The organism is Pararhodobacter aggregans, from assembly GCF_003075525.1.
GTDB lineage: Bacteria > Pseudomonadota > Alphaproteobacteria > Rhodobacterales > Rhodobacteraceae > Pararhodobacter > Pararhodobacter aggregans.
Genome location: NZ_QDDR01000006.1, coordinates 196,039 through 221,524 on the forward strand (window position 1 = coordinate 196,039; position 25,486 = coordinate 221,524).

General features: G+C 61.6%; 29 protein-coding genes and 2 tRNA genes. 24 read left to right on the forward strand and 7 right to left on the reverse strand.

Annotation, left to right across the window (positions count from 1 at the left end; all coding sequences use genetic code 11):
- Positions 1-550: 550 nt before the first annotated feature.
- The 5 genes from DDE23_RS25715 (at position 551) to DDE23_RS13040 (ending at position 7,084) form a co-directional block, all read left to right on the forward strand.
- Positions 551-2,419 carry an SLC13 family permease gene (locus DDE23_RS25715; RefSeq protein WP_107752176.1) on the forward strand — a complete coding sequence of 623 codons (1,869 nt, stop codon included), beginning with the start codon at positions 551-553 and terminating at the stop codon, positions 2,417-2,419.
- Positions 2,420-2,740: 321 nt separating this feature from the next.
- Positions 2,741-3,214, forward strand: coding sequence for a carboxymuconolactone decarboxylase family protein (locus DDE23_RS13025; protein ID WP_107752177.1), 474 nt, complete (start codon positions 2,741-2,743; stop codon positions 3,212-3,214).
- Positions 3,204-4,061, forward strand: a complete 858-nt coding sequence (locus DDE23_RS13030; protein WP_107752275.1) for a sigma-70 family RNA polymerase sigma factor — start codon at positions 3,204-3,206, stop codon at positions 4,059-4,061. Before DDE23_RS13025 ends, DDE23_RS13030 begins: the two co-directional genes overlap by 11 nt.
- 1,105 nt (positions 4,062-5,166) lie before the next feature.
- Positions 5,167-5,547 carry a hypothetical protein gene (locus DDE23_RS24885; protein ID WP_133239559.1) on the forward strand — a complete coding sequence of 127 codons (381 nt, stop codon included), beginning with the start codon at positions 5,167-5,169 and terminating at the stop codon, positions 5,545-5,547.
- A gap of 868 nt (positions 5,548-6,415) precedes the next feature.
- Positions 6,416-7,084, forward strand: a complete 669-nt coding sequence (locus DDE23_RS13040; RefSeq protein WP_238149975.1) for an MFS transporter permease — start codon at positions 6,416-6,418, stop codon at positions 7,082-7,084.
- A gap of 80 nt (positions 7,085-7,164) precedes the next feature.
- Here the strand turns inward: DDE23_RS13040 and DDE23_RS13045 are convergent, their stop codons facing one another.
- Complete coding sequence (locus tag DDE23_RS13045) at positions 7,165-7,899, reverse strand: CPBP family intramembrane glutamic endopeptidase (RefSeq protein ID WP_107752179.1); 735 nt, start codon at positions 7,897-7,899, stop codon at positions 7,165-7,167.
- Between the two features lie 457 nt (positions 7,900-8,356).
- Positions 8,357-8,423: transfer RNA gene (locus DDE23_RS25080), tRNA-Ser, on the reverse strand.
- Positions 8,424-8,563: 140 nt separating this feature from the next.
- Between DDE23_RS25080 and DDE23_RS13050 the strand changes: the two genes are divergently transcribed.
- The 14 genes from DDE23_RS13050 (at position 8,564) to DDE23_RS13100 (ending at position 18,184) form a co-directional block, all read left to right on the forward strand.
- On the forward strand, positions 8,564-9,730 hold the full coding sequence (locus DDE23_RS13050) for a tyrosine-type recombinase/integrase (protein ID WP_157958021.1): 1,167 nt from the start codon (positions 8,564-8,566) through the stop codon (positions 9,728-9,730).
- A 177-nt stretch (positions 9,731-9,907) separates the two neighbouring features.
- The gene (locus DDE23_RS13055; RefSeq protein WP_107752181.1) at positions 9,908-10,156 is read left to right on the forward strand and encodes a helix-turn-helix transcriptional regulator; all 249 of its coding nucleotides are present in this window, start codon (positions 9,908-9,910) and stop codon (positions 10,154-10,156) included.
- Positions 10,157-10,260: 104 nt separating this feature from the next.
- Entirely contained in the window at positions 10,261-12,612 is a 2,352-nt protein-coding gene (locus tag DDE23_RS13060) for a bifunctional DNA primase/polymerase (protein ID WP_157958022.1), read from the forward strand.
- 15 nt (positions 12,613-12,627) lie between these two features.
- Positions 12,628-13,074, forward strand: coding sequence for a hypothetical protein (locus tag DDE23_RS24890; RefSeq protein ID WP_133239560.1), 447 nt, complete (start codon positions 12,628-12,630; stop codon positions 13,072-13,074).
- A 503-nt stretch (positions 13,075-13,577) separates the two neighbouring features.
- Positions 13,578-13,838 carry a hypothetical protein gene (locus DDE23_RS13065; RefSeq protein ID WP_107752183.1) on the forward strand — a complete coding sequence of 87 codons (261 nt, stop codon included), beginning with the start codon at positions 13,578-13,580 and terminating at the stop codon, positions 13,836-13,838.
- Complete coding sequence (locus DDE23_RS13070) at positions 13,835-14,020, forward strand: hypothetical protein (protein WP_107752184.1); 186 nt, start codon at positions 13,835-13,837, stop codon at positions 14,018-14,020. The genes DDE23_RS13065 and DDE23_RS13070 overlap by 4 nt, the downstream gene beginning before the upstream one ends.
- Positions 14,013-14,216, forward strand: a complete 204-nt coding sequence (locus tag DDE23_RS24895) for a hypothetical protein (protein WP_133239561.1) — start codon at positions 14,013-14,015, stop codon at positions 14,214-14,216. The genes DDE23_RS13070 and DDE23_RS24895 overlap by 8 nt, the downstream gene beginning before the upstream one ends.
- The gene (locus DDE23_RS24900) at positions 14,216-14,446 is read left to right on the forward strand and encodes a hypothetical protein (protein ID WP_133239562.1); all 231 of its coding nucleotides are present in this window, start codon (positions 14,216-14,218) and stop codon (positions 14,444-14,446) included. Before DDE23_RS24895 ends, DDE23_RS24900 begins: the two co-directional genes overlap by 1 nt.
- Positions 14,443-15,021, forward strand: a complete 579-nt coding sequence (locus tag DDE23_RS13075) for a hypothetical protein (RefSeq protein ID WP_133239563.1) — start codon at positions 14,443-14,445, stop codon at positions 15,019-15,021. Before DDE23_RS24900 ends, DDE23_RS13075 begins: the two co-directional genes overlap by 4 nt.
- Before the next feature lie 167 nt (positions 15,022-15,188).
- Complete coding sequence (locus DDE23_RS13080; RefSeq protein ID WP_107752186.1) at positions 15,189-15,836, forward strand: hypothetical protein; 648 nt, start codon at positions 15,189-15,191, stop codon at positions 15,834-15,836.
- Positions 15,826-16,116, forward strand: coding sequence for a hypothetical protein (locus tag DDE23_RS13085; protein WP_133239564.1), 291 nt, complete (start codon positions 15,826-15,828; stop codon positions 16,114-16,116). The genes DDE23_RS13080 and DDE23_RS13085 overlap by 11 nt, the downstream gene beginning before the upstream one ends.
- Positions 16,100-16,702: a hypothetical protein gene (locus DDE23_RS13090; RefSeq protein ID WP_133239565.1), complete on the forward strand. Its 603-nt coding sequence runs from the start codon at positions 16,100-16,102 to the stop codon at positions 16,700-16,702. The genes DDE23_RS13085 and DDE23_RS13090 overlap by 17 nt, the downstream gene beginning before the upstream one ends.
- Positions 16,692-17,483: a terminase large subunit domain-containing protein gene (locus DDE23_RS13095; RefSeq protein WP_107752189.1), complete on the forward strand. Its 792-nt coding sequence runs from the start codon at positions 16,692-16,694 to the stop codon at positions 17,481-17,483. The genes DDE23_RS13090 and DDE23_RS13095 overlap by 11 nt, the downstream gene beginning before the upstream one ends.
- Entirely contained in the window at positions 17,468-18,184 is a 717-nt protein-coding gene (locus tag DDE23_RS13100; RefSeq protein ID WP_107752190.1) for a hypothetical protein, read from the forward strand. Before DDE23_RS13095 ends, DDE23_RS13100 begins: the two co-directional genes overlap by 16 nt.
- A gap of 128 nt (positions 18,185-18,312) precedes the next feature.
- Here the strand turns inward: DDE23_RS13100 and DDE23_RS13105 are convergent, their stop codons facing one another.
- A complete protein-coding gene (locus DDE23_RS13105; RefSeq protein ID WP_133239566.1) occupies positions 18,313-18,828 on the reverse strand; it encodes a hypothetical protein in 516 nt (171 codons plus the stop codon).
- Positions 18,829-18,920: 92 nt separating this feature from the next.
- Here DDE23_RS13105 and DDE23_RS13110 point away from each other — a divergent pair, with 92 nt between their 5' ends.
- The 4 genes from DDE23_RS13110 (at position 18,921) to DDE23_RS24910 (ending at position 21,166) form a co-directional block, all read left to right on the forward strand.
- Positions 18,921-19,247 carry a hypothetical protein gene (locus tag DDE23_RS13110; RefSeq protein WP_107752192.1) on the forward strand — a complete coding sequence of 109 codons (327 nt, stop codon included), beginning with the start codon at positions 18,921-18,923 and terminating at the stop codon, positions 19,245-19,247.
- Complete coding sequence (locus tag DDE23_RS24905) at positions 19,247-19,453, forward strand: hypothetical protein (RefSeq protein ID WP_133239567.1); 207 nt, start codon at positions 19,247-19,249, stop codon at positions 19,451-19,453. Before DDE23_RS13110 ends, DDE23_RS24905 begins: the two co-directional genes overlap by 1 nt.
- The gene (locus DDE23_RS13115) at positions 19,450-19,758 is read left to right on the forward strand and encodes a hypothetical protein (RefSeq protein WP_107752193.1); all 309 of its coding nucleotides are present in this window, start codon (positions 19,450-19,452) and stop codon (positions 19,756-19,758) included. The genes DDE23_RS24905 and DDE23_RS13115 overlap by 4 nt, the downstream gene beginning before the upstream one ends.
- Before the next feature lie 106 nt (positions 19,759-19,864).
- On the forward strand, positions 19,865-21,166 hold the full coding sequence (locus DDE23_RS24910; RefSeq protein ID WP_133239568.1) for a hypothetical protein: 1,302 nt from the start codon (positions 19,865-19,867) through the stop codon (positions 21,164-21,166).
- Here DDE23_RS24910 and DDE23_RS13120 read toward each other — a convergent pair.
- The 4 genes from DDE23_RS13120 to DDE23_RS13135 all read right to left on the reverse strand — a co-directional run bounded on the left by DDE23_RS13120 (position 21,140) and on the right by DDE23_RS13135 (position 24,065).
- On the reverse strand, positions 21,140-21,937 hold the full coding sequence (locus DDE23_RS13120) for a DNA-methyltransferase (RefSeq protein WP_107752194.1): 798 nt from the start codon (positions 21,935-21,937) through the stop codon (positions 21,140-21,142). The two genes, DDE23_RS24910 and DDE23_RS13120, sit on opposite strands and share 27 nt — an antisense overlap.
- Complete coding sequence (locus DDE23_RS13125; RefSeq protein ID WP_202863259.1) at positions 21,930-22,901, reverse strand: DNA methyltransferase; 972 nt, start codon at positions 22,899-22,901, stop codon at positions 21,930-21,932. Before DDE23_RS13125 ends, DDE23_RS13120 begins: the two co-directional genes overlap by 8 nt.
- A 93-nt stretch (positions 22,902-22,994) precedes the next feature.
- Positions 22,995-23,069: transfer RNA gene (locus tag DDE23_RS13130), tRNA-Asn, on the reverse strand.
- 93 nt (positions 23,070-23,162) lie between these two features.
- Entirely contained in the window at positions 23,163-24,065 is a 903-nt protein-coding gene (locus tag DDE23_RS13135) for an MBL fold metallo-hydrolase (protein WP_238149976.1), read from the reverse strand.
- Between the two features lie 69 nt (positions 24,066-24,134).
- Here DDE23_RS13135 and DDE23_RS13140 point away from each other — a divergent pair, with 69 nt between their 5' ends.
- Entirely contained in the window at positions 24,135-25,472 is a 1,338-nt protein-coding gene (locus DDE23_RS13140; protein WP_107752196.1) for an ATP-binding protein, read from the forward strand.
- Positions 25,473-25,486: the final 14 nt, after the last annotated feature.

Consider the following 25,486-nt stretch of genomic DNA (forward strand, 5'->3'; position numbering starts at 1 on the left):
CATGAAACCCGGGGGAAGGAGTGGGGAATCACCCGGCTCAGGGCCGCGCTGGTCAAGACGCAGACTGGACCCCGCCAGCGGCGCCAGCCGGTCGAGGGCGCGGTCGGCCTCGACCGGCCGATGCCAGCGTAGCCTTCGCAGGCAAACCCCTCCGCGGGGCAGTCGCGCGTCCGGGGGTTTCAGCCCGCCCAAATCCAAGGAAAGACCAACCTTATCAAGGGCATGAGGTGGCGCAGCCGCGCTCGGCTGACCCAAGGAACGCAGGCGCGAAAGCCACAGGCTGAGGGAGGTCTCGGAGACAGGGCCCCGGCAAGGTTACTGGCGTCGACCGACTCGACAGGGCGGATGGCATTCTGCGGGCAGCGCGGCACGGCACTTGCCGCGACGCCAGGATCAGCCACTTGGTGCGCGGGCGTCGCCTGCCAGCCGCGAGACGGGAGACGGCTTCCATTCGTGATGGCCGCGATCACCCTGCCGCGGGGCGCCCCCTTTCTGCGACGGGCTGCATCGGTTACGCAGGGTGCCTGGCTGCATGGCAGGATTTCGTCCGATGACCACTCCGCAACTCCTGATCTTCGCCATTCTGGCCGCCACGATGGTGCTGTTTCTCTGGGGGCAGTTCCGCCATGACGTGGTCGCGCTTCTGGCGCTGATGGCTTGCGTGGTGACGGGGCTGGTGCCGAGCGCCGAGGCTTTCGCAGGGTTCGGCCATCCGGCTGTCATCACCGTGGCCTGTGTCCTGGTGCTCAGCAAAGGCCTGCACAACACCGGCGCGGTGGATTGGGTGGCGCGCGCCGTCTTGCCACGCGATGCCGGGCGGGTGAGCAGCATGGTCGCGCTGATGGGGCTGGGCGCCCTGTTGTCGGGGTTCATGAACAACGTGGGGGCGATGGCGTTGCTGATGCCGGTCGCCGTGCGGCTTTCCGACCGGCTGGGCATGACGCCGGGACAGGTGCTGATGCCGCTGGCCTTCGGGACGATCCTTGGCGGGATGACGACGCTGATCGGCACGCCGCCCAACCTGATCGTCTCGGGCTTTCGCGCCGAGGCGGGTCTCGGTCCTTTCGCCATGTTCGATTTCGCCCCTGTCGGCGTGGCGGTGGCGCTGGTCGGGGTGGCGTTCGTGGCGCTGGTCGGCTGGCGCCTCGTGCCGGCCCGCAAGGCCGCCTCGAACGGCGACTTCGCCACCGGGGCCTATCTGACCGAAGTGCGGGTTCCCGCGGACAGCAAGGCGGTGGGGCTGACCCTGCGCGGCTTCGAGCGCGAGATCGAGGACAGCGAGGCGCAGATCGTCGGCCTCGTGCGCAACGAGGTGCGGATGACGGCGCCGCATGGCGGGCGACAGATCCGCGAGGGTGACATTCTGGTGCTGGAAGCCAATGTCGAGACCCTGGCGAAGGCGCTGGCGGTGCTGGGGATCGAATTGGAAGGGCAGGGCTCCTCCAAGGACAAGGACAAGGACAAGGACGGGAACGAGGAGCAGGCGGCGAAGCCAGCGGAAGACAGCACCGTCGCCGTCCCGGCGCAGGGTGCGGCGGAAGAGGACGACAGCAAGCGTGACGAAGACATCGTGCTGCGCGAACTGGCCGTGTTGCCCGGATCCAGCATCGTCGGGCGGTCGGCCAGCGATCTCCGGTTGCGCACCCGCTACGGCCTGAACCTGTTGGCCGTGTCGCGCGAAGGGCAACGGCCAAGGGCGCGGTTGCGCACCTTGAACCTGAAATCGGGCGACCTCCTGCTGATGCAGGGGCCTGCCGAGGTCATGGCGGATTTCATCAACGACACCGGCTGCGTCCCGCTGGGCGAGCGCGAGTTGCGCATCCCCGACAAGCGCATGGCAATCATCGCGGGCGTTATCATGCTGGGATCCGTCGGCATCGTCACCGCCGGACTCCTGCCGGCGGCGGCGGCCTTCACGCTGGGCCTCATCGCCTCGATGATCTTGCGGACGGTTCCGCCCCGCCAGGTCTACAGCGTCATCGACTGGCCGGTGATCGTCCTGCTCGCGGCCCTGATCCCGGTCGCAGGCGCGATGCAGGCCACGGGGGCCGCCGATGTGCTGGCACGGTTCCTCGTGGGAACCATCGCTCAGGGCAACGCCATCGCCGCCTTGGTGGTGGTCCTGATCGTCACGATGTTCCTGTCGGACGTCATGAACAACGCCGCCACCGCCGCCGTTCTGTGCCCCATCGCCATCGGGATCGCGGCGACACTGGGCGTCAATCCGGACAGCTTCCTGATGGCGGTGGCGATCGGGTCATCCTGTGCCTTCCTGACCCCCATCGGGCACCAGAACAACACGCTGATCCTGGGCCCCGGTGGCTTCGGCTTCGGCGATTACTGGAAGCTCGGCCTGCCGCTCGAGGGGTTGGTCGTGGCGGTCAGCATCCCGCTGCTGCTGTTCGTCTGGCCATTGTAGGTGCCTATGCCCGCCGGGGTTTGCCATCCGTCGATATCCGGGTGCCGGCCAGTGGCACTCGGTCGGTCCGGGCGACGGACCTGGACTGCGATCCCTGAGCGGCAGGTGGTGCGGGCGGGGCGCGGTCCGTCGCGTCATGCCAGCACGACGGTGGAGGCAGAGCGATTCCGGCGACGGATCGCGCGACCAGGCCAAGTTGGCACAGTCTCAAGGCGTCAACTTTCTCCCGCAACCGCCTCTCCCGGAATTTTTGCCCCTGCCATGTCACAAAGGCCTGGGCCGCGTCGTCATCTCGTTGTCAGATCACCAAGGAGATACCCGATGACACCCCGGATGACCGACCATTTCAAACGTATCGGCAGCGCCTTCAACGGCCTGGTCACCTTTGAGACCGAGCTGCGCAAGGGCCCGCTGGACCATGCGCTTTTGCACCTTATCAAGCTCCGGGCCAGCCAGATCAACGGCTGCGCCTTCTGCATCCAGATGCACGTCGCCGAGGCGCTGAAGGATGGCGAAAGCCATCTGCGGCTGCATATGGTGGCCGCCTGGCGCGACAGTTCGCTCTTCACCGTGCGCGAACGGGCGGCGCTGGCCTGGACCGAGGCCTTGACCACCGTCGCCGCCGCTCATCCGACCGACGCGGATTGGGACGACGTCTCGGCCGTCTTCACTGCGGATGAACTGGCCTTCCTGACCTTTGCCATCGGCGGCATCAACCTGTGGAACCGCACGCAGATCGCCTTTGCTGTGGCGCATGGGCTGGACCTGCCTGCTGAACGCCCGCATGCGGCCTGATCCGGTCGACCTCTTTCAGGCGCAGCGGCCGCGGCTGCTGCGCCTCGCCTACCGGATGCTGGGCAGTCATGCCGAGGCCGAGGATATGGTGCAGGAGGCTTGGCTGCGCTGGCAGAAGAGCGAACGTGACCGGATCGCGGAACCCGCTGCCTGGCTGACCCGTGTTGTTTCGCGGCTCTGCCTTGACCAGATGAAATCGGCCCGCGCCCGGCGCGAGACCTATCCGGGCACCTGGCTGCCCGAGCCGTTGATCGAGGAAGACGACGACGCGCTGCGCCCCGACAACCTGACCCTGTCGCTGATGGTGGCGCTGGAGCGGCTGTCGCCGCTGGAGCGGGCGGCGTTCCTCCTGCACGATGTCTTCGGCCAGCCCCTGGACGAGGTGGCGCAGACCATCGACCGGGCCCCGGCCGCCACCCGGCAACTCGCGGCACGGGCCCGGGCGCATGTGCAGATCGACCGCCCGCGCTATCGGGTACCGCGCGACACCGGGGATGCCTTGGCCCGTGCCTTCTTCGAGGCCTGCCGGACCGGCGACGCGACGAGGCTCGGCGCGATGCTGGCGCAAGGCGCCACGCTGCATGCCGACGGCGGGGGCAAGGTGCAGTCTGTGCTGAATGTCATCGAGGGCGCGGCCGCCATCACGCGCATGTTCGCGGCATTGTCCCGCAAATTCGGCAGCGAAATGGAGCTGTTGGGCACCACGACAATCGACGGATTGCCCGGCTTCATCTGCCGCATCGCCGGATCCCTGCAGACCACCGCGCTGGAAATCGAGGACGGCCGCATCACCCGCATCTACATCACCCGCAACCCCGACAAGTTGAGTGGGGTCGTGTTGCACTGAGCCTGTCGGGTGTCTTCTCGCGGCGCCCCTGTGCGCCGAGAAACGGCCCTGAGATCTGTGCTTCTGATGTTTCTCAGCCGATCGGACGCCGAAGCCCGCGACGATACACTTGCGGAGCACGCCGTCGACAATCCGCGCCGACCGCGGCGCGGCCTTCGGATGACGTGCAGTCGAATGCCGCAGGGCGGCTTGGGGCGGGAAGCGGACGTTCGCTGCTGCAGGGCTGAATGGCCGCTTTGGAGCGCGACCTGCCCCCCCTGAAACGCGACGAATCTTTGCAACGCCCGCTCAGGTCGATAACGTCCAACCTACGTAGGACCCGGGCCCGATATTCCGTTGACAGGTGCGTGGGGACGTCAAAATACCCAAGAAGAGATTGCTTTAGGATGATATTGTCAGGACTTCATAGTGCCCGCTTCGGTGCGAAGGGATAGATCTATGGCAAGCAGTTCTTATATATTGATTGTCCTCCTTTTATATCTCGCGTGCTTTTTAGTCGGATTGAGTAGGCCGAACTTCAGGGAATCATTGATTAGATGGATGACGTTTCAGGATCCGCTTGGCGTTAGGTTCCATACCGAGAACTTGTGGTTCACTTTTGTTAGTGTCGTTGTTTTTCTTGTGTGTCTGATTCTTATTTGAAACTCGGATCTAATAATTTCAGACAATGTCTCATAGGCCATCTCTAGGGAACAGCAGCGTTGGCGGCCTGATCAGCAATATTGACATAGGCCCTGCCGCGTTCCCGTTTAGCGTGATACGCTATGAGGGGAGTCTGTATTCTGTCCAATCCTACGGTGCTACGTTTGGTTTAAACCCTCTTATTTAAGTGTCGACACCTTGCGCTCACAACTTCAAGTCTCTGCGCATTGCTGCCAATACTTGCGGCCAGCGCTGTACGGGCCTGCGGATGACCGGTTCGAAGAAGCTGCGCCGTCGCGGTGCCGGCTTGGTGAATGTCCACAAAAGGCCGGGGGCGTCGATTCGGCCGCGCGGGTCTCAAGAAAGGCTCGCCGCGCCGCCGCATGACCGCTTCGAGCCCATATTGCACATTCGAAATCCCAACGATATTGATGATTCAGACGCTGATTGGAGCTGATGCGGTATGACAAAAATTTGGGTAGGCTATTCTGAACGTCTGGGCTTCCGAGATTTGATCATTACGTACATCGATCCGTATTTTGGACCACTTGAAGAGGAAGATGACGAACCCGTCGGTCTGTTCGAGCTTGATTTTGGGGCTTCACCAAACGGTCCAGGCTCTTTTGAAGTCTATGAAAAGACGCCGGAAAACGAAAACCTGTTTGGTTTGGACCACGTCCTAGCCCGGTTCCCATTTGAGGAAGTACCCGTTGGCTTGCGCACCATCAACTGGAGTAGAGCAAAAACTGTGTTCTTCATCATGAATGACAAAGAACCGAAACGAGCAACTGATGGAAGCGTTTCGATCACAGATGTTTTGAACGTCAAGTTCGAGTGGGAGTGACCGGTAGCTCCGCCCCGCATCAGCGACATTCGCTCCAGATTTTGCTGCGCAATGCCACGACCGGCCGCTTCGGAGAGGCTGCACCGCGACACGAGCGCGTGCTCCACCGGCGGCAATGGGCCGACCGGTGCAAAAAGGGGCCGATCATCGAGAGGACCACAGGTCGATGCCCTCGGACAGGGACAATGCATCTTCGATGTCGACGCTGAGCCAGCCTGCCGTGCTGTCCCTTTTCGCGAGACCCGGCAACAGCCGGACCGCGCGCAGGGTCCCGGTTTTCTTGTAGATCTGTGCGTTCGCTATCCATCGCGGGGAATGGGTCCCCTTGGCGCTCGGTCTGAGGACCAGGGACATAACCCAGCCCCGGACGATCCGCGCATCCTGTGGCGCGGACAGGGGCGGGCTTCCATGGACCCGGCCGGGCCAGAGGAAGTCAAGACCGAAGATCTCGGGGTCGCCGATCCAGCGCCCCGGCAATAGCCGGGCGGTTTCGGTGACCGCGAACCGGACCGGCCTGCCGGTCCTTCTTTGGATGATCGAGGGCCGCTCCGTTTTCCGCTCGGCGGCGAAGGCTTCGCGGAGCCGGATCGCGACCGCACAACTTGCTGTCGATGGCCATGTTGAACAGCGCGAGGTGGCGCGCCTTGCAGGGCCTGTCGAGCCGGACCCTGATGGGCCAGACGCGCCGCCAGTCCTTCGCCTGGCTCGGCCGGGCGAATGCGGTAAGGCCTGCCATTGCGCGGCCTCACCGCATTCCGTTGCGCAATGCTGCTGACCCGGGCGGGTCGGGCAGCAACTGCGACATGACAGGACACCGAAGGCTGGTCTACCATCGGGCCAAACGGATCCCAGGCGCCTTATGGATTTCATGAACCTCCTCCGCTCGGCGGAACTTCTCCTCTATGAGGTGGTGTCCTGGCTGGTGTTCTATCCGCTGACCCTGTGGCGCTGCATCAGGCGCCCGGCCGCCATGATCGCCTATGCCGAGCAGGAATTGACCCGCCCCCCCGAGGTGCAATTCGCCGAGGCGCTGAGCCCGCCGATCTTTCTGTTCCTGACCCTGGTCATGGCGCATATGATTCAAGGCGGGGTCTTCCATAACGAGGCCGTGTTCCAGGGGGTGCTGTCCGATCAGCGCAATCTGCTGATCCTGCGGGCCGTGGCCTTCAGCCTGTTCCCGCTGCTTCTGGGGATCCAGCATGTCCGGCTGTCGGGTCAGGTGCTCAGCCGTCAGACCTTGCGGCCCATGTTCTATGCGCAATGCTATGTCACCGTGCCCTTCGTGCTGGTGCTGGATCTGTCGCTCATGCTGGTCAGCGTGCCCTGGGCCGGATCCGGCATTGCGGCGCTTGCCCTGTTTCTGCTGGGGCTGGTCTGGTATGCGGTGGCACTCATGCGCGGCTTCATGATCCACCGCAATATCAGCGGGCGGCGTGCCATCGCGCAGACCGCCCTGGCCATGCTGCTGGGCACCCTCTGCTTCCTGGCCACGATGATGCTGTCTCTGCTCAGCGGGCCTGTTACGTTCGGGGACTGACGCGGGTCCGGGTGTGACGGGCAACGGGCCCGTCGCATCGTCAGGCGGCAGGATGGCGGTGATCCGGGTCGTGCCGACAATCAGCCTTCGGGGGTGATCGGCGCATCGCCGAAGGCAAAGACAAGCAGGAAGCCTGACCAGTCATTCAGGATATGCGCCCCGGCTGAAACCCACAGATTGCGCGTGGCGACATAGGCCAACGTCAGCATGATCCGGGCCGATCCGATTCCGATCAGTGCCTGCCCCCAATGCCAGTCATAGGTCGGCAGGTGCGCCGCCCCGAAGATCAGGGCCGAGAGGATCAGCGCAAGCGCGATGCCCGCGCGGCGGGACAGCCCCAGAACGGTGACCCAAAGCCACAGCACCGCAAGGAAGGGCAGGATCCCGAGCAGTTCCTCGCCGACCAGCTGCGGGATGGTGGGGAGCAGCCGGGCCACAAGCTCTGGCGCGGTCATCGCGCCCACGGAAAGGGACACCGGATTCTCGCTGAAGGAGATCACAGGCGACAGGATCAGCGCCATGGCCATGGACCCGGCGAAGGTCAGCAGGCCGAACAGCAGCATCAGCCCGATCTGGCGCAACCCGACGGGTCGGAACAAGGCCGTCCAATGCGCCCCGGAAACCAGTCGCAGCGCCAGCAGCGGAAGGCCAAGGAACACCAGCGCCGGGATCAGATTCAGCGGGAAGTCCGGCAGGGGCAGCAGGGTCAGCGCGGCGAAGCCCAAGGCAAGCGACGCCATCAGGATCAGCCATGCCCGCCCCGACAGAAGAACGGGACGGCCCGCGTAATAGGGAAAGTCCGGCCTATCGGTCATCGCGGCTCTGCCTTGGTGTTGCGGGAAAGGCGGTAGCGGGGCAAAAATCCGCCCCCCGCCGGATGCATCCGCCGAAGGGCAGCAATTCCGTCACCGTCTTGCTGATGTCGGTGCAGCAGATAGTCCTGTTCTTGCCGTTGTGGGTCAAGAGCATCTGGCGACCCGTCGCGCAGCGGCGCGGCGCTGGACACCGCGATAGACGCCGGGCGGACACCTCGCGAAGCGCCATGGCCTGGTTGCGGGCCCGGACATCCGCGGGGATGTCGTTGGGGCTGACCATCGTTCCGCTCAATTGGACGCATGTCGGGCGATCAGCCACAAGTCCGTTTGCATTGGAGTGGGTTGGGAAAGGGAGGGAGGGGGCGGAGAATTGTTCCCCCGCTGTTCCCCAGAAGTGAAAACGAGAAAAGCCCCCAGCGGGGGCTTGCTCGCAAATCGCTGAACAATCAGGAAGATTTGGCTCCGGCGGTAGGGATCGAACCTACGACCAATTGATTAACAGTCAAGTTTAGTGATTTATCGGGTTGGTGCAGGTTGCTACACGTTAGCATTAAAAACAAGTGGTTAAACCGATTTTGCAACGCCAATCAATCGGTTTACACGCCATGGTGGTGCATGTTAGTGAATGAGGGCGTTGCAAAATGTTGCAAAACGGAGCGCCCCGATGACCCTGACAGTCGACTTCACCAAACCCGCTCGCCTGCTCAAAGCCGCCCCCGGCATGTATCGGCACATCGACACGAAGTTCGCGGGCCTCTACCTCAACGTCGGCAAGACCAAGAGCACTTGGTATGTGAAGCGTCGGGTCGATGGCACGACCAAGTCGATCAAGGTTGGTGACTTCCCGGCGCTGTCAGCACCCGAGGCCATGGCGAAGGGCGACACCAAGGCAGAGGTTGCGAGTAGCAATATCCAGACCGTGCGAGAGGGGTGGACCTTCTGGTGCGACACGTCGCAGGCGCAGGGCGGCATGTCGGACGATCACCGCGCCCGGATGACCCGTCAGCTTGAAATGCACGCGGGCGACATTCTGGACCGCAACGTGGCCGATGTAACATCGGCTGACGTGCAAGCCGTTCTCAACCGCCTGATGTCTGATGGCAAGAAGGCGACGGCGCGGGCCGTGCGCATCGGCATCGGCAATGCCTTCAACTTTGCCCCTGTGACGAACCCGGTCGGGCAGAAGAAAACGCGGGTCGCCAAGAGCGGCGAGACCGAGGCCCAATGGGCAATTGTCGCCCGCAAGCACGGTCTTGAAGCTGACGATTGGTCAACGATCTGGGCGGCGATCATGACGCGGCGAGAGCAGAATATCATCGTTGGCACGGCGCTTGCCGTCATGTTCCTGACCGGCATCCGGTCCGAAAACGTGCGGTCGCTGTCGTGGGATCAGGTGGACTTGCAGAACAAGACGATCCACCTGACCAAGATGAAGAACAGGCTGGCGCGCACGCTGCCGGTGATGGACACGGTGATCGACTTGCTCAAGGCGATCCGGCAGAACGGCAGCGAATGGGTGTTCCCGGCCAATTCTGCCACCGGCTACATCACGGACCCGCAGGGCACCTTTGCCGAAGTAGAGGGCGAGCGCGAGCGGGTGTTTCTGCCGCACGATGGACGGCGGCACTTCATGCAGGCGTCAGCCGAGGCGTTCTTGCCCGACTATGTTGCTCACTTCCTGCGCGGCGACAAAAAGGCTGGGGCAGGCAGCGACATGCTCATGAAATACCTGAAACGGATGGGCAATCGCCGCGCCGTCGAGGACATTGAGAAGGTCTATTTCGACCGGATCAAGGTAGTACCTGCTTTGAGCCTTGAACCTGAAAGTTGAGTGCACTACGTTCTAGATGTGCCAACGCAACGTCGTGAGACCGTCGCGCCCATAGTGGGGGCACCAGCATATCTCGGGCAGCGCCGCGCTGGAAGCGGACCCGAGTGAGGACCCGCACCAGCGAATATCAACGGAGGGTTTCCGACTGTCAGATTGGACAGACAAGGAACCGTTGATATGTCCACGCCCGAACTGCGCGCCCTTGAAGGGCGCATTGAAGAGTTGGAAGCCCGGCTCAAATTTCCCCGCATGATGAACCCGCGCGAGCTTTGCGACTTCCTCGGCATTTCCGAGGCGTTGCTTTACGAGTGGAAACGCAAAGGCGACGCGCCTCCGGCAATCCATTTCTCGGAACGCTCGGTGCGCTATGACCTCTACTCCGTCATGGAATGGGCGAAGCGCAAAGAAGTAGGGGGGCAGGCTTGAGACCTGCCCCCGGATCAGTGCGTCGGGTCGAATTAGGATAACTCGCTTATAGGCGAGATCGACACAGCATTGAACCGGCAAGACAGGTCCATCCTGAAAACATGATGGATCAGATTCATACCCTCCTGAACGAAGCGGGATACCGGCTTGTCCCGCTGAAAGAGAAGCAGAAGCGCCCGCGCGATAACAATTGGAATGAGAACGCCTATTCGCTCGATGGCCTCGGGCGGCAAGTGGGCCTCGTGATCGAAACCGGCATGGTCGATGTTGATCTCGACTGGCCGGAATTGCGGGCCTTTGCGACGGATGGCAAGTACGACACGCTTGCATGGGGGCGGCAGGGCAAGGTCACGCATCTTGTCTATCGCGCCGAATTGCGTGAGCCGATCACGTTCAAGTTGCCCAAAGTGACGGGCGCGCCGCTTCTGCAAGGTGATCATGCCTATACCGTCTGTGAACTGCGCACCTCGGCGGCAGGCGAGGCCTATCAGGCGATGATCCCCGGCAGCACGCACCCCGATGGCGACGACCTCGAATGGTTTCACGAGGTGGTGCCGCAAGAGGTTGCGGCAGACGCCATCGTGCAGACCTGGGGGGCCTATTCGGCGCTGGCCGTCTTGACGCGGTTCTATCCCGGTCATGGGATGCGCGACGACTTCGCGCTGGCGCTGACGGGCTGCATGGTTCGGGCTGGCTGGGCGGAGCAGCAGATCAAGAATTTCATGACCTATCTCTGCCGCGCCGCTGGCGATGAAGAAGTGCAAATGCGCTCTGAAAAGGCGCAGCGCACCTTGAAACGGCTTGAAGCTGGCCGGAAGGTCGCGGGAATTCCGAAAGCTGCGGAACTCATGGGAATCCCCATCAAATGGATGCAGGAGATTGCGGTCTGGCTGGGATGGAAGAAGCGCAATCCCAAGGGTCAGGGCAGTGCCGTCTTTTTGTCGGCGCAGGTGGCCGAGGTGTCAAAGCAGGCATGGGATGCGCTGGCCGAGTATCAGGTTGAAGGCGATCCCGGCGTCTATTCTTACGGCGAGGCAATGGCGCGCGTCGATGATGGCCGGATGCAGCTTCTCGACTCGTCAGGCCTGAAATTCGAGTTGAACCGCTGCACGACATGGCTGGTCAAGGAAAACGACAAGTGGAAGCCCGTTTCGGCTCCGGCAAGCGTGGTGGAGGACATGCTGTGCGCGCGTCGCCGCGACGTGACCGTGCCAACGCTGAAACAGGTGTCCATCGTGCCGACATTCACCAGCGACGGGCGCTTGCTCAATGAAAATGGCTTCGACGAGGCATCGGGCATTTTCCTTGACCTCAAGGTTTCGGTGGAGGTGCCGAGCAAGCCGACTGCTGCCGAGGTGCGGGCGGCGCTTCGTCGCCTGTGGCTGCCGATCTCACAGTTCCCGTTCGAGGACAAGTCAGACAGGGTTCATGCCCTCGCCATGATCCTTGAACCCTACATGCGCGACATGTTCGGGCCGACGCCGCTCTACTTCATCAACAAGCCTGCGGCTGGCACGGGGGCTTCGCTGTTTGTCGAGACCTCGCTGTATCCCACGCTTGGCACTTGGCCGGAGGCGCAGACGCCGCCGCGCTCTGGCGAAGAAATGAAGAAGACCCTGACCGCTTGTTTTGCCGATGGTCTGCGGTGCATCTATTTCGACAACGCCAACGTGCTGAACTCGCCGGAATTCGCCTCAGCGATCACGGCGGAAATCTACGCCGCGCGTATCCTTGGCGTGTCGAAGATGTTGCGGGTGCCGGTTCGGGTGCAGTGGGTTGGCTCAGGCAACAACACCGAGTTGTCAGGCGAGCTTTACCGCCGCACAGTGGACATTCGGATGGATGCCAAGATGGCAAACCCCGAGGATCGCGACATCGCGCAATTCCGCATCAAGGACTTGAAGCGGTGGGTTGTCGATCATCACGCAGACCAGGTGCGCGCGGCGCTGACGCTCATTCAGTATTGGGTCAACGCCGGGATGCCTGAGGGCAAAGGATCGAAGGCTTCTTTCGAGGCTTGGGCCGCGAAAATGTCAGGGCTGTTCGAGTGCATCAACGTGCGCGGGTTTCTGGCTACGCCGGTGGATCGGAGGCCTGATGACCCCGAGGAAGAGCAAATCCGCGAATTGGTTCTTGCGATGCACCGCGCCAAGAAGCGCAAGATCAACCCGAGCGAACCCGGCATTGACTGGACCAAGCCTGTAAAGGCATCGACGGTGCTTGATCTCGTGACGGCGCAGCATGTGAATATCGACTTCGGCTGGAAAGACCCGGCGCGGGCGATGGGCGACTTGCTGAGGCGGTTTCAGGGGCGCATCTTCGAGTTTGAGACCGAGGGCGGGCGCACGGCGCGGCTGGCGCTGTCGAAGTCCTCATATCAGGGCACGACGCGCTGGACGGTTGATGCCGAGGTCGTCGAAGAGATCAAAGAGAAAACGGCTCAGCCTGCGTTCTGATTGGCGGTGCCTGTGATGGCGATGCGGGCGGAGTTTTCGGACATCGCCCGTTTTCGTTGGGTGGTGACCACAGATGGCACAGGCATGGCACAGGCAAAAATGTCTTTGGTAGCAAATGGTTGTTGCCATGTGTGGCATGTGTGGTCAGTTCTCGCCGTGCTTATACTGTGTAGCAGGGTGGTGCCGGTGATCAGATCGCTTCGCGCGATGTATGAAAAAGTGACCACAGATGGCACAGATGGTCACGAGGCATTGTTTTTGCAGCGTTTTTCTGCTGTGGCATGGTTGTGGCATCTGTGGTCAGTGTGCGCTTGCCGCATCCTGCGGGTCGATCCTGCGGGCCTATCTGCTCCCGAGTTCTCCACCTTCTTCGTATTGGCCGGGAGCGATAAGATTGGTGGCAAATTCCACCAATTGATCAATGATCAAGTAGGCTATCGCCGCCAACCACTTGCGCTCTAAGCAAAATACAGAAGTTTTTGGCGGTCGTTGCAACGACTTTTGCAACGGCTAACTGCCCGGCGCAAAACCGTCTGCGCATGTGCGCACAAAGACCTCGAATGAGTCTACGCATCTGTGCATATTTGGCGCGATCCCGCAAAACCCTGCGCGCTGCTGCGATACGCGGTTGGTTGGTGCCACAGGACACGGCCAGCAACCCCACAAAGCGCGTCCGCTAGGCGGCAAGCATGGCTGTGCCCCTGTCGCCGTGGTCAACCAACATGAACCCGCCTCACGCCCCAAGCCACGCGGTGCGTTTAAACATGGCCGATGCGAATGGCCTTGGCGGCACGGGCTGAAAGCGACGAATTGAGGTAGTGCCGCCGCTCCACCTGAAACCGGGCAACACCTCCCGTTGGTCGGTTGATACGACATGTCCACGGGTCGGCTGGCGAAGACAGCGCGCCTTGGGGAGGCCCGTCGTTGTCCTTCGCCCCCAAGGCGCGACCAACACAGGAGACCCCATGCACATCATCATCCAAGACCACGGCGACCGCTGCGCCATCGTGGCGACGAGCGTTTCGTCCAACACCCTCTTTCCCTTGACCATCACCGCCGCCGCCCTGCGCGACGGCCTGCGTGCCATCCTCGCCTCCCCGGCGACCAAGGAACTGGCCTGCGGACCGGCCTCCCTCGTGCGCACCGCCGAAGGCATCGACGTGACGACCAGCGCCGGGCGTTTCGTCATCCCCTATCCCCACGCCTTCCCGCTGGTGCTGGCATGAGGAAGCCCAAGCCAGCCCCCAAGCCCGACGACCGCCTCGTCACCCTGCGCGCCCAAGGTCTCGACGTGGCAGGCATCGGCGACCGCGACGGCACGCCCCTGATCCAGTGGCAGCGCCCGCCGACCGAAGCCGAACGTGCGCAAGCCAACCTGATCCTGCCGGGGGCTTTGCACGATGCCTGACGCAACGCTCTTGGAGGTGCGCCGCGCCGGTGCAGCCGTCACCTTCTTCTGGGATGGCCAACCCACCGGCTACCAGCGCAAGGTGGCCGAAGAAGCCAACCCCTCGAACGGCCTGCGCATCGGCCATTCGTGGCCGGGTGATCGTGACGACGGGGCACCCGGTGCCTATCGCGTGACGGGAGGTCGCCGTTTCTGATGGCTTGGCGCTCCCTTGATCTCACGGCCAACCTGCTCCGCGAACGCGGCCTTGATGTTGTCGCGGTCTGGTCCACTGAACCCGATCTGACTTCACCAAGTCGGATCGTGTTCTGCCGCTGGCAGAAAACGACGACCGAAGCCGAGCGTGCGGACGCCGAACGGTTCATCTTTGCGCCGACCATTCGTCACCTCGACATCTGGGAACGGCCCGAGGGGTGCCCTTGGTGACGCCGGAACAGGCCCTCTACCTCGCCGTGATGCGTCTCGCCGTTTCCGACCTCATCGGTGGCACGCGGGATGAACCGGGGAGGGCCGATCTGATCCGCAAAGACGCGATTGCCTTCTTCACGGACAGCATTGGCCCGTGGGCCGATATGCGCGCCGAAGTCTGCGAGGCAATCGACCGTGACCCGGACGAGGTGCGCGCAGCAATCATCGAAACCCTTGAGGGTGGTGATCTGCCCAATCTCGGCCATGTGCGCGGCCAGCAAATTGAGAAATCCCGCGCCCTCTGGCGTGCGCAGAAGTCTCAGAACGCGCTGATTGAGGCCCATCGGGCGAAGCACGAGGCGAAACTGAAATCGCTCGCCAAACCTGCGCCTGTCGTTGCAAGCAAACCGACCCGCCTGCCGCGCATCGTCAGGGCATTGCCGAAACCTGCGCCGCCCCCTCAAGCCAAGCCGATGCCACCCGCCCCAAAGTCCTCGCGCGTCAAGGAGACCCGGCGTGCGGACAAGCCTTGGAAATGCCCCCCGCGCTCGCCCGAGGATGACTTCTGGTATGGCATCGCGCCTTCGGCCTGACGCTACCTTTTTCCGGGCCAGCATCACCTTCTTCTTCGGTCGAAATGCCACCTTGGGTTGCATATCGTCATGACGTGCGCAGGAGCGCCGTTTCCTATCTGTCCAAAATCAGACGGGCGCGGTGGTTCCTCCGCGCCCGTTTTTTGGCATCGGATAGGAGATAGGACATGCCCGACGACACCACCGCAGCCATTCAGGCGCTGCTGCAACAGGTCACGGTGCTGACCGAGACCGTGCAGACGCAGCAGAAACATCTGGACGCGCTCAAGACCCACATTCTCGACGAGAAGAAGGACGCGCTGCGCGAAAAGGACACGGCCCTTTCCTCCGTGGACAAGATCCTCGCCCAGCTTGAAACCCAGCAGCGCGAAAAGGCCCTGAAACTGGCTGGCTTCGAGCGTGATGCCGCGGGCAATCTGGTGCTTGGCGGTGGCCGGACGGAACGCGGCGTGTTCCTGACCCGCGAGGAAGCCCGTGACCCTGTGAAATACCGCGAGGCGAAGGCCAAAGCCGAGGCTGAGGGCTTGCCGCTCCGCGTGTCGGATACCGCCGAAGACCCGACCCGGCGGAACACGGGTCAGCCGGACATCATGAAATCCACGGTCTTCACCTTCGACGACGACTTCACGAAGACCCGTTTCATTCGTGCCGACATGCAGACCGGGGCGGGCATCGTGCAGCGTCGCCTTGCGGCTGAGCGCGAGGGCTTCACGATCCGCACTTTTCGGACCCTTGAAGACCTTCCTGAGCACGCGGCACGCAAGTTCTCTTTGATGGAGAAGGCAGCGAACGCTGGGGGCGACGATGCAAATTGAAGCCGCAGCAGCCCTTCATGCCTCTGTCGCGAAGGTGCGCGGCATCCCCCTGACGGATGTGTGGGTCGATCCTGACTTCCTGATGATCCTCGTGAACGGCAATCCGTCGAAACCGACGAACCGCGAACTGTGCCTGAAAGCAGGCGTCCGCGCGATCCTTGGCTTTGACGCGGACGAAACCCTGCTCGCGGGCGAGGACGGCGAAACGGTGTTCGAGACGGTCGCAACCACCCTTTACCTGACCGACGTGTTGCGAGGTGGATATGCAGCAGCGGTCTGAATCCACGGGCAAGGGCGGGCGCAAGAACACGATCCTGATGCACCCCGAACGCCAGACGATCATCAAGCAGATCATCTTGGGCGAGCAGGGTCTGGCTGGCGGCATGTCAAAGGTGCAGGTCGCGAAGCGTCTCGGGATGCACCCTGATTCCATCGTGCGCTTCCGCAAGGAGCATATCACGGAGGAAATGGTGCGCGCTGTCATGGCCGATGTGCGGCTGTCGAAGATCGAAGGCGACACGGCGGTTCTCAATGAGGGCCGCATGGACGTTGCCCGCACCTACGAGTCCTTGGCGCGGCGAGTAGAAAAGCTGCTGACGAAGGCTGAGGAAAACGACGACGACGGGTTCTCGCTCTCAGCCGCCGAAGGTCTGCGCCGCATTTTGCGCGACATTGCCACAATGCACGGAAAAATGGCGACGGCGCTCACCGTCGAAGTCAAGCTCTCGGAAAGCCCCGAATGGTGCACGTTGAAGCGTATCATTCAGGAGGTGTGCGAGGAAGTGCCAGCCGCCCGCGAGCCGTTCCTGCGCAAGATGCGCCGCGAGGCGCTGTCCATCACGCGCGAGGGTGGCGATGCCTTTTGACGCGCTCCTGCCGTGGTTTGAAGACCTCGAACGGCAACTCGATCCAGCCGCTCGCCTCGCGCACTGGATCGGCCATGAACCTGACCCGTGGCAAGTCGAGATGTTCTCGACAAAGGCATCTGAGGTTGCGTGTAGGGTGAGCCGGCAAGCCGGAAAGACTTCCGTTCTCGCCGCGCGTGCCGTCGAGGAACTGCACGTCCCCGAGTCCTTAACGATCTGCATTGCGCCCGCCGAACGTCAGGCGAAGATCATCGCCCGCGAGATCGGTCGCCAGCTTCGCCGCACGGACCTTGTGATCACGCGGTCAACACTGACGGAACTCGAAATGTCGAACGGCGCGCGGGTCGTCGCGCTGCCCTCCACGTCCGACACCATTCGCGGCTTTCCATCCGTGTCGCTTTTGATCATAGACGAGTGCGCGTTCTTGAAGGGCGACGACGACGAGGAAACGCGAGGCGAGACGTTGATTTCGGGTGTTTTGCCGATGTTGACGACGCAGGGGCAGGTCTTTTTCAGCAGCACGCCCGCAGGCAAGCAGAACTACTTTGCGAAGCTGTTCCTCGACGCAAAACCCGATGATGGTATTCACCGTATCGTTGTGAGGGGAACGGCCATTCCGCGACTGGCCGAAAAGGTCGAGCGGATGCGCCGCACGCTCTCTGCGACGAAGTTTCGCCAAGAAATCGAAGTCGAAATGCTGGCCGATGGCGCAAGCTACTTCGACCTCTCAATCATCGAACAAGCCACAAGCACGGAGAGCGCCATATGTCCTCGCCTATAGACCTCGTTTTCATGCCCGATGGGCGCGTCCTGAATGATACCAACCATGACCCTGCTATCCCGCGCGTGACGGGTTTTCAGAACTATTGGGTTGCCGCTGACCTCGGGCAAGCGCACGACTTTTCTGCTGTCTGTGTGATCAAGGATCAAGCCTTGCCCACCGTGGACGCGGGGCGCGTGATCGTCGGCCCGCGCGAACGGACGGTCGTGTTCGCTGACCGCTTCCGTGGGGTCAGCTATGTTGACGTGGTGGACCATCTGATCCGCCTCAAGAACGCACCTCCCTTCGGGGGCAAGTCGAACCTCGTGATTGACGGCACGTCCATCGGACGCGTCGTGTCGGACATGCTGCACGAGCAGAACGTGCCGCACTTCGCCATCCAAATGACGGGCGGGCAGGAGTGGTCGAAGAAAGGCCGCTACGTCAACGCGGGCAAAACGGCCATGGTTGAGACCCTTGCCGTGATGTTCGCCGCAGGCGAGATCAAGTTTGCCCACGACTGCCCGCTGCGCGCCGAGATCGAGGCCGATCTCGCCTCCTTCACGACGCAGACAACGGCGGCTGGCAATCAGATCATCACGCAGGGGCGCACAGGCTCTGGCCATGGTGATCTCGGGATTGCGCTGATTGTGGGCGGGTTCGCATCGCAGCATCTCAAGCCGCAGCGCATGGAAGTTGCGCACCTGAGCGGGTATTATTGACAGAGCCGCAGCGAAGGCGGGGTAGCAGGCGCGTCTTGCGGTTGCGCCCTATCAGGGTAGGGCACAAGCCGCGACCGCCTTCTCTGACGCGCTATTGCGGAAGTTGTGCCGACTACCCAAAAGGAATTTCACTCCTCGGCAAGCCAGAGTTGCTTGCCCTTCTTATAGAGCCGGATCACCGTCTCCGCGAGCGCATCGCGGTCGCCTACCATGCGTTCTTCGATGTAGCGTTTGGCCGCAGCCGCAGGCCCAGTGACATCTGGCCACGCTTTTCCATCTATCCACTCCTGCATCGCGAGATAGACGACGATAGGCGAGTGCTCGGGCCATGCCTTGCCGTCGATCCCAAGCGCCGATGAAGCGTCCTCGCGGCTCAGCGCGCCCTTTGGGCCAAGGTTCGATGCGATGTGATTGGCGACGCCTTTAAGGTAGCCGATGATCCAGTCGGGCAGCGGTTCCTTGGCGGACCCGTGATCTGCGATGTACTTCCACGCGCTCATAGCGAGGTGCCGCCGAAAACGTTCCGGCGGAACGCCGCCCGTCATGTCGTCCAATGACAACGGCCTTTCTGCCGCTCCGTACTTGGCCAGTTCGTCGAGCCACTCGGGCGGCAAGTTGGCAGGTTCGCGCCCCTCCTGTCCCATATCCGTCGACCTCCTCGTCATGGCAGTTTTTCTGCAAGCCACGGTCGTTCGGAACGTGGTGACAGATTGGCAGAATGAAAAGGAGTTATGCCATGAATACAAGCATTCAGAAGAAACTGACCGAACTCGCCCGTGAGTTTGACCTCCGCGAAATCCGTATTCAGACCGAAGACCGGCGCGAGATGTTCCTCCGGTTCGAGGGAGGTTGCTGCATGGCTTGCTGGAACAGCACGATGCCCGAGGACACTAAAGCCGAGATGGAAATGAAGTGGGTGAAGTCGATCATCGACCACCGGGTCGATGAAGGCTGGCTGCTCGGATACCATCATGAGTACGGCGACGGCTTTGTCTATCGCTACTGCGCTGGCCTCTACGAAGAACGCCGCCAGCAGGGTTGCGAAGGTCGGGAGATAGCGTGATGAACCTTTCTGGCATCCTTGACGAGCACGACATTCGTATTCTTCGCGCTGTTGAAGAAGCGGGTGGTTTCAGCAAAGTGACGTTCACAACCACAGGTTCCGACCACAAGGTCGAACTGACTTGGGCTGGCGTCGAACGCGACTATGAACCCATTTGGAAAGTGCGCGCGCATTTGCCTTCGGAAATCGAAAGGGACGGGGCATGAACTACCTCACCTTGGAATCGCTGCTGGACGACAACCTCAAGCCGATCCTCGAAAAGCACCTTGAAGGACGCAGCTGCCGCTTGTCGGCGAGCGGTGGCTTCCTCATTGACGACGACTATGCGGCACCTTGTCTGTTCGACTCGCTTCGCGGAACGGCTGTTTTCAAGCGTATGCGCGAAAAGGCTCTGGACGATGCGCGGGAAATCCTGCGGGGCTTGGGCGACACCCTGCCCGCAGGCGCAACGGTCAGGCTCTACGGCATGGAGTTTGACCGTGTTGACGGGAACTGGATGAACCGGGTTTGAAGAAGTTGTGTGGGCGGCCAGTTGGCCGCCCCCCATTCATGGGAGTCCTGAACCCCGCGCGTTTGACGCGGGGCAGATTGCCTGATCGACTTGATCGGAGTACCAGTTGTGTAGCGAGTTCAACACGGCTGACGAAATGAAGAATTTTCCACATCAGTTTGCAGACATCGAACGCCTGACAGAAGCACTCAGGACTGCTCAGGCTACTATTTCGTCTGGAAAAGACTTTGGACGTGATGATGTATTCGGGCCAGAACTCGCGAGGAGCGGCGTCTACACATTTCGCGCAGGAGACGACCTTGAAGCAAATCTGAAGGCCGAGGCTCTCAAGCCGAGGGCCAGCAGGGGAACTGAAACTGCTGCGCGCGAAATGCGGCGCTTTCTTGTCCTTTCTGGATTCTTGGAATTTGACGACGCGTCAGGCACGTTCGGTGTTACTCCGCGCGGAGTTGAGCTACTATCAGCGAAGATACCCGCCGTGGTCAAAGCACTTTGGCGGGACGCCATGCTGGCGTTGTTGCTGGAAGATGCCGATGGTAATAAAAGCCATCCGTATCGGATTCTGCTACGCTTAGTGGCAGATAATCCTGGAATTGATACGTTTAAGCTAATGCTCGCTTTTGAATGTAAAGACGATTCGGAGAACGAATATAGGCGCATTTTAGCGTTACTCGGACACGATTTTTACGATATGATCTCAGCGCTTGGAGTCGGAGAGTCAAAAGCTCGAAACGCGGTGAAAATTCTCCCAAGCATTGCCGATCAGGTTGGGGATATTCATCGGGACTCTGGAAAAAGTTATCCCTTGGCGACAGTAGAGATCGCAGAGGATGGCATAGATACCGCTAAAAACTCAGCTAAGAAAAAATCGGCCCCTTCTTCGGGAAAAAAGGTCACAAAAAGAGTGTCGGCTGGAAGCATTGCTTCCAGTCCAGACTTTTCAAACGGGGACGGTGCGAGCAACACTTTTGACCTCTCAGGCGCAATCGAGTTGCGTAAGCGGCGGACCAAGCAGCACCAGTCAGTGGTAAGGGCATTGGCAAGCGCACTTGAAGTCAACGCGTTTGATTTGTTTGAGGACCCATTTGACTGTCTTGCCACGAAGGCGGGAAAGATCATCTTGTTTGAAATAAAAACGCTTGACGGAAGCCCGTCAGACGAACGCCGACAAGGTGAAAAGGCGCTTGGTCAGGTTATGGGCTACCGTCATTTTGATCTGCCAGCGGAAGTCGGGGACAAGTCAGTTAATCTCAGCATTGTATTCTCTCAGAAGCCGAGCGAAGCCATGCTGCAGTTCCTGAACAAAAGCGGTGTTATCCCTGTTTGGCTCGGCGCCGATGCAGAGTTCATCGCTTATGACGGTGCTGGAAACATGCGCGGATTAGTCGAGTTGCTGAACGGCCTTTGAGTCAGTCTCTTCCCATCCTTCAGCCCTTAGCCTGCCCTCTGCGATTTCGCAGTAGCGTTCGTTCAGTTCGATGCCAGTGAACGTTCTTCCAGCGCGGAAGGCTGCTACGCATTCTGACCCTGAACCTGCAAAGGGGATCAATACATTTCCATTCGGGGGGCAAAAGTGTTCTACAAGTCTCTCACTAATTGCGAGCGGCTTTTGCGTAGGATGCCCAACCTTCTCGTCTTTGAACCTTCTTCCTGCTAACGTGGGAATGTTCCACACGTCGCCGGCTAGACGGCCATCTGGGTTCGGTTTCCAAACCTTGCCATTCTTGTTAACGTTGTATTTTAGGCGGTCTGCACTCTTGTATGGCTCTCGGATTTCCTTGAAAAAATGTTTCTCTGACATGGAAAACCAAAGTAGCGGCTCATATGTCGCCCTGATGTTTCTGTTCCCGCAAAAGCCGTTTTCATAGTGCCAGATTATTTGACGCCGGTACTGCATGCCAAGATCGTAGAGCTGGACCTGATTATAGCAGATGTAGTGGCTAATCCCATATAGAAGTATACTGCCATCATCCTTGAGGATGCGCTTACACTCCGAAAGCCAGGACCAGCACCACTCCTTCCACTCAGCAATACTCTTCCAACTGTCTGGCTTTCCAAAGTCTTTGTCGATCCCATAGGGCGGGTCGGCAATGACAAGGTCTGCTGACCTACTCGGTATCGTCCTGAGTAGTTCGATCACGTCCCCATGAATGATACGGCTATTGGTTTTCTCAGTCATCGTGTCGCTGAAGAATCATTGCGTATTGATGGTGGATGTTGGGAACAAACGCAAAAGGATAACCGTAGGGGAAAACCCTTTTAAACTTCTGGTAAATGATTGTCACGCCTTTCAGCGTGTAAGGCCCAAGCTCTTCAATCCTGCGCGACAGGTCAGAGTGGAACAAATAGTAGCGGTCCTTATTTCGAAAGTCCCCGACTATAACAACCGCATACTTCTTTGGTTTTAGCGCCCTAGAGAGGTCAAAGAAGAGTTGACCTATCTCACTCAGAAAATCGTCGTAGTCCTCGATGTGGGCCAAGTCAGCTTCTGTTTCCCCATAGTTGTGGGAAAGTCCGTTTTGCAGGCGCTCTTGCTTGGCTTTGTGATCAATCTTGTTAAGGATGCCCCAATAGGGCGGGCTAGTGACAATGAAATCCACTGACTTTTCAGGAATCTCTCTTGCCAAAGACCGCGCATCTCCTAGCATGATATCATGTCTAGTCGCCGCCAAAAGCTCTGAAGAGACTTCCGTCTGAAGCCGCTTCTTTGTGAGGTCAAAAAAGGTTGGGTTCAGTTCAAAGCCTGTCGAGTTTCGCCCGACGCTGGCTGCGGCCTTCGATGTTGAGCCGACACCGCTAAACGGGTCGAGAACGGTTTCTCCGCGCTTTGTAAAGAACTCGATGAAACGTGCCACATCTTGATAGGAGAACGGTGCAGGGTGCTGGCGCTCTATTTGTGCTTCCTTAGACCCTTTCCCAAGGCCTTTTTGAACCATCACGGATACGGTTCTGGTGATCCATTCACTGGCTGTGAGATCGTTCAGTTTGTTGCGAGGATCAATCTGCCCCGCCAACTGGCTGACATCGAGATCGCCGGGTTCTGCGTTCATCGCGTGCCCTCCCTGTTTCGTTTTGTTGTCCATTGCTACAGTCTCGTTCGATTGTTCGCAACGGAAGTTGCCGGGTTCATGCGGTCCGCTCATCGCGGGGGACGGGAAATCTGCCCATGCGTTGCAAAAGCGTTGCAAAAACGAAGAAGGCGTCCTATCGGACGCCTCGTATCGTCTTGATTTTATTGGCTCCGGCGGTAGGGATCGAACCTACGACCAATTGATTAACAGTCAACTGCTCTACCGCTGAGCTACGCCGGAACATGGGGGCCGTATAGCAAGGCCCCAGAGCGGCGTCCAGAGGCTGGGTGCGTTTTTTTCGACGAAAATGACACCGCCCCGCCAATCCGCCATTTACGCCATGAAAACAGGGGTTTCCGGGCCGGGAAGGCCGTCGAAGCGCAGCAATCCGCGGGCGTCGAGGTCGATGAGATGGGCCAGCACGTTGCGGGCTGCGGCGGGCAGGAGGGCGGGGGCGACGTCGTGGTAGACGGCCTCGGTGATCGCGGCGAGCGAGGCGGCTCCGGCCGCGACCGCCGCCCGGATCGCCTGCTCGCGCCCCAGCCGATGCGCGCGCAGGGCCTGGACGCGGGCCTGCCCCTCGGCCACCGGCGCGCCATGGCCGGGGTAGTAACGCAGGGGTCCCAGCGCCTCGACCCGGTCGAGGCTGGCCATGAAATCGGTGAGGTCGCCGTCGGGCGGCGAGACCAGACTCGGCGCCCAGCCCATCACATGGTCGCCGGAAAACAGCGCCTCGCCCCAGCGGAAACAAAGGTGATTGCCGAAATGGCCCGGCGTGTGCAGGGCGTCGAGGGGGCGGCCGCCCGCCTCGATCCGCGCGCCGTCGGGCAGGAGGATGTCGGGGGCGAAACCCTCGTCGACGCCTTCGCCGCCGCCGACCCCGCCCGCCAGCGCCGCCATCCGGGCCGAGCGCCCGGCCTCGGCCCCGCCGAAACCGAGCACCGGCGCGCCGGTCGCCTCGGCCAGCGGGCGGGCCAGCGGCGAATGGTCCTTGTGGGCATGGGTGACCAGGATCTGCGCGATTCGCTCGCCGGGGGCGAGGGCGGCAAGGATCGCGCGCAGGTGGCGGGGATCGGCCGGGCCGGGATCGATCACGCTGACCGCGCCGTCGCCCAGCAGATAGGTATTGGTCCCGCGCTCGGTCATCGGCGAGGCATTGGGCGCCAGCACCAGACGCAGGCCGGGTTCCAGGGTCAGGGCCTGGCCGGGCAGGGGGGCGAAATCGGGATCGGACAAGAGGGGGCCTCGCAGGGATGGGAACGGCGGCCGCTGGCCAAGGGCCTCGGCCGGGCCTAGAGTATCGCCATGCTCGGCCGCCTGCTCAAACCGATTTTTCCGCGCGGCCTCTATTGGCGGGCCGCGCTGATCGTTTTCGTGCCGGTGACGACGATCCTGCTGGTCGTTTCGCTGGCCTTCATCCAGCGCCATTACGACGGGGTGACCCGGCAGATGACCGGCAATTTCGTGCTGGTCGCCCATCACCTGCTGGCCGAGGCCGATGCCGCGCCCGATGCGGCGGCGGCCGAACAGGCGGTGGAGCGGCTGGCGCGGGCCTTCGGGCTGGAGGCGGCGATCGTGCCCGAGGCGCCGCCCAGCGCCCGCGCCGAGGACCTGCCGTTCTACGACCTCTCGGGCCGGTTGGCGGTGCGGGAACTGGCCCGCGGCCTGCCCGAGATGGAATCGGTCGCTCTCTATGACGGGGGGGTGACGCTCTGGTTGTCGGGGCGGCACGGACATCTGGAACTGGCGTTCCAGCTGAGCCGGATCTCGGCCCGCAACCCGCATCAGATGCTGGTCCTGACGCTGGTGATCGGCGTGGTCATGGGCATGATCTCGTTCATCTATCTGAAGAACCAGATGCGGCCGATGCTGCGCCTCGCGCATGTGGCCGAGGCCTTCGGCCATGGCCAGACACTGCCCTACCGGGTGGCCGGCGCGACCGAGGTACGGGCCGCCGGCAAGGCCTTCCTGGAGATGCGGGCGCGGATCGAACGGCATATCGAGCAGCGGACGCTGATGCTGTCGGGGGTCAGCCATGACCTGCGCACGCCGCTGACCCGGATGCGGCTGGCCCTGTCGATGCTGGAGGACGAGCCCGAGGCCAAGGCGCTGCTGGCCGATGTGGCCGAGATGGAGGCGCTGATCGACCGCTTCCTGGAATTCGCCCGGACCGAGGCGGTGGAAACCGAGGTCGAATGCGACCTCGGCGCGCTGGTGGCCCGCCGCGCGGCCGAGGCGGCGCGGGGCGGGCGGCCGGTGAGCTTCGTGGGCGAGGGGGCCGGGCCGGTGCTGACGCTGCGCCCGCAGATGATGGCGCGCGCCATCGACAACCTGATCGGCAACGCGCTGCGCTATGGCGAGAAGGCGCTGCTCTGGATCGAGGAGGGGTCGGAGACGGTCACGGTCTGCGTCGCCGATGACGGGCAGGGGATCGCGCCCGAGCATCGGGAACCGGCGATGCGGCCGTTTGTCCGGCTGGATCTGGCCCGCGGCGCCTCACGCGGGAGCGGCGCCGGGCTGGGCCTGGCGATCGTCGCCGATGCGATGCGCAGCCACGGCGGACGGCTGGAGCTGGGTGAGAGCACGAGCCCGGGCTATGGCGGGCTGCTCGCCCGGCTGGTGCTGCAGCGCGGTGGCCGGTAGCCGGAAGCGGGTTG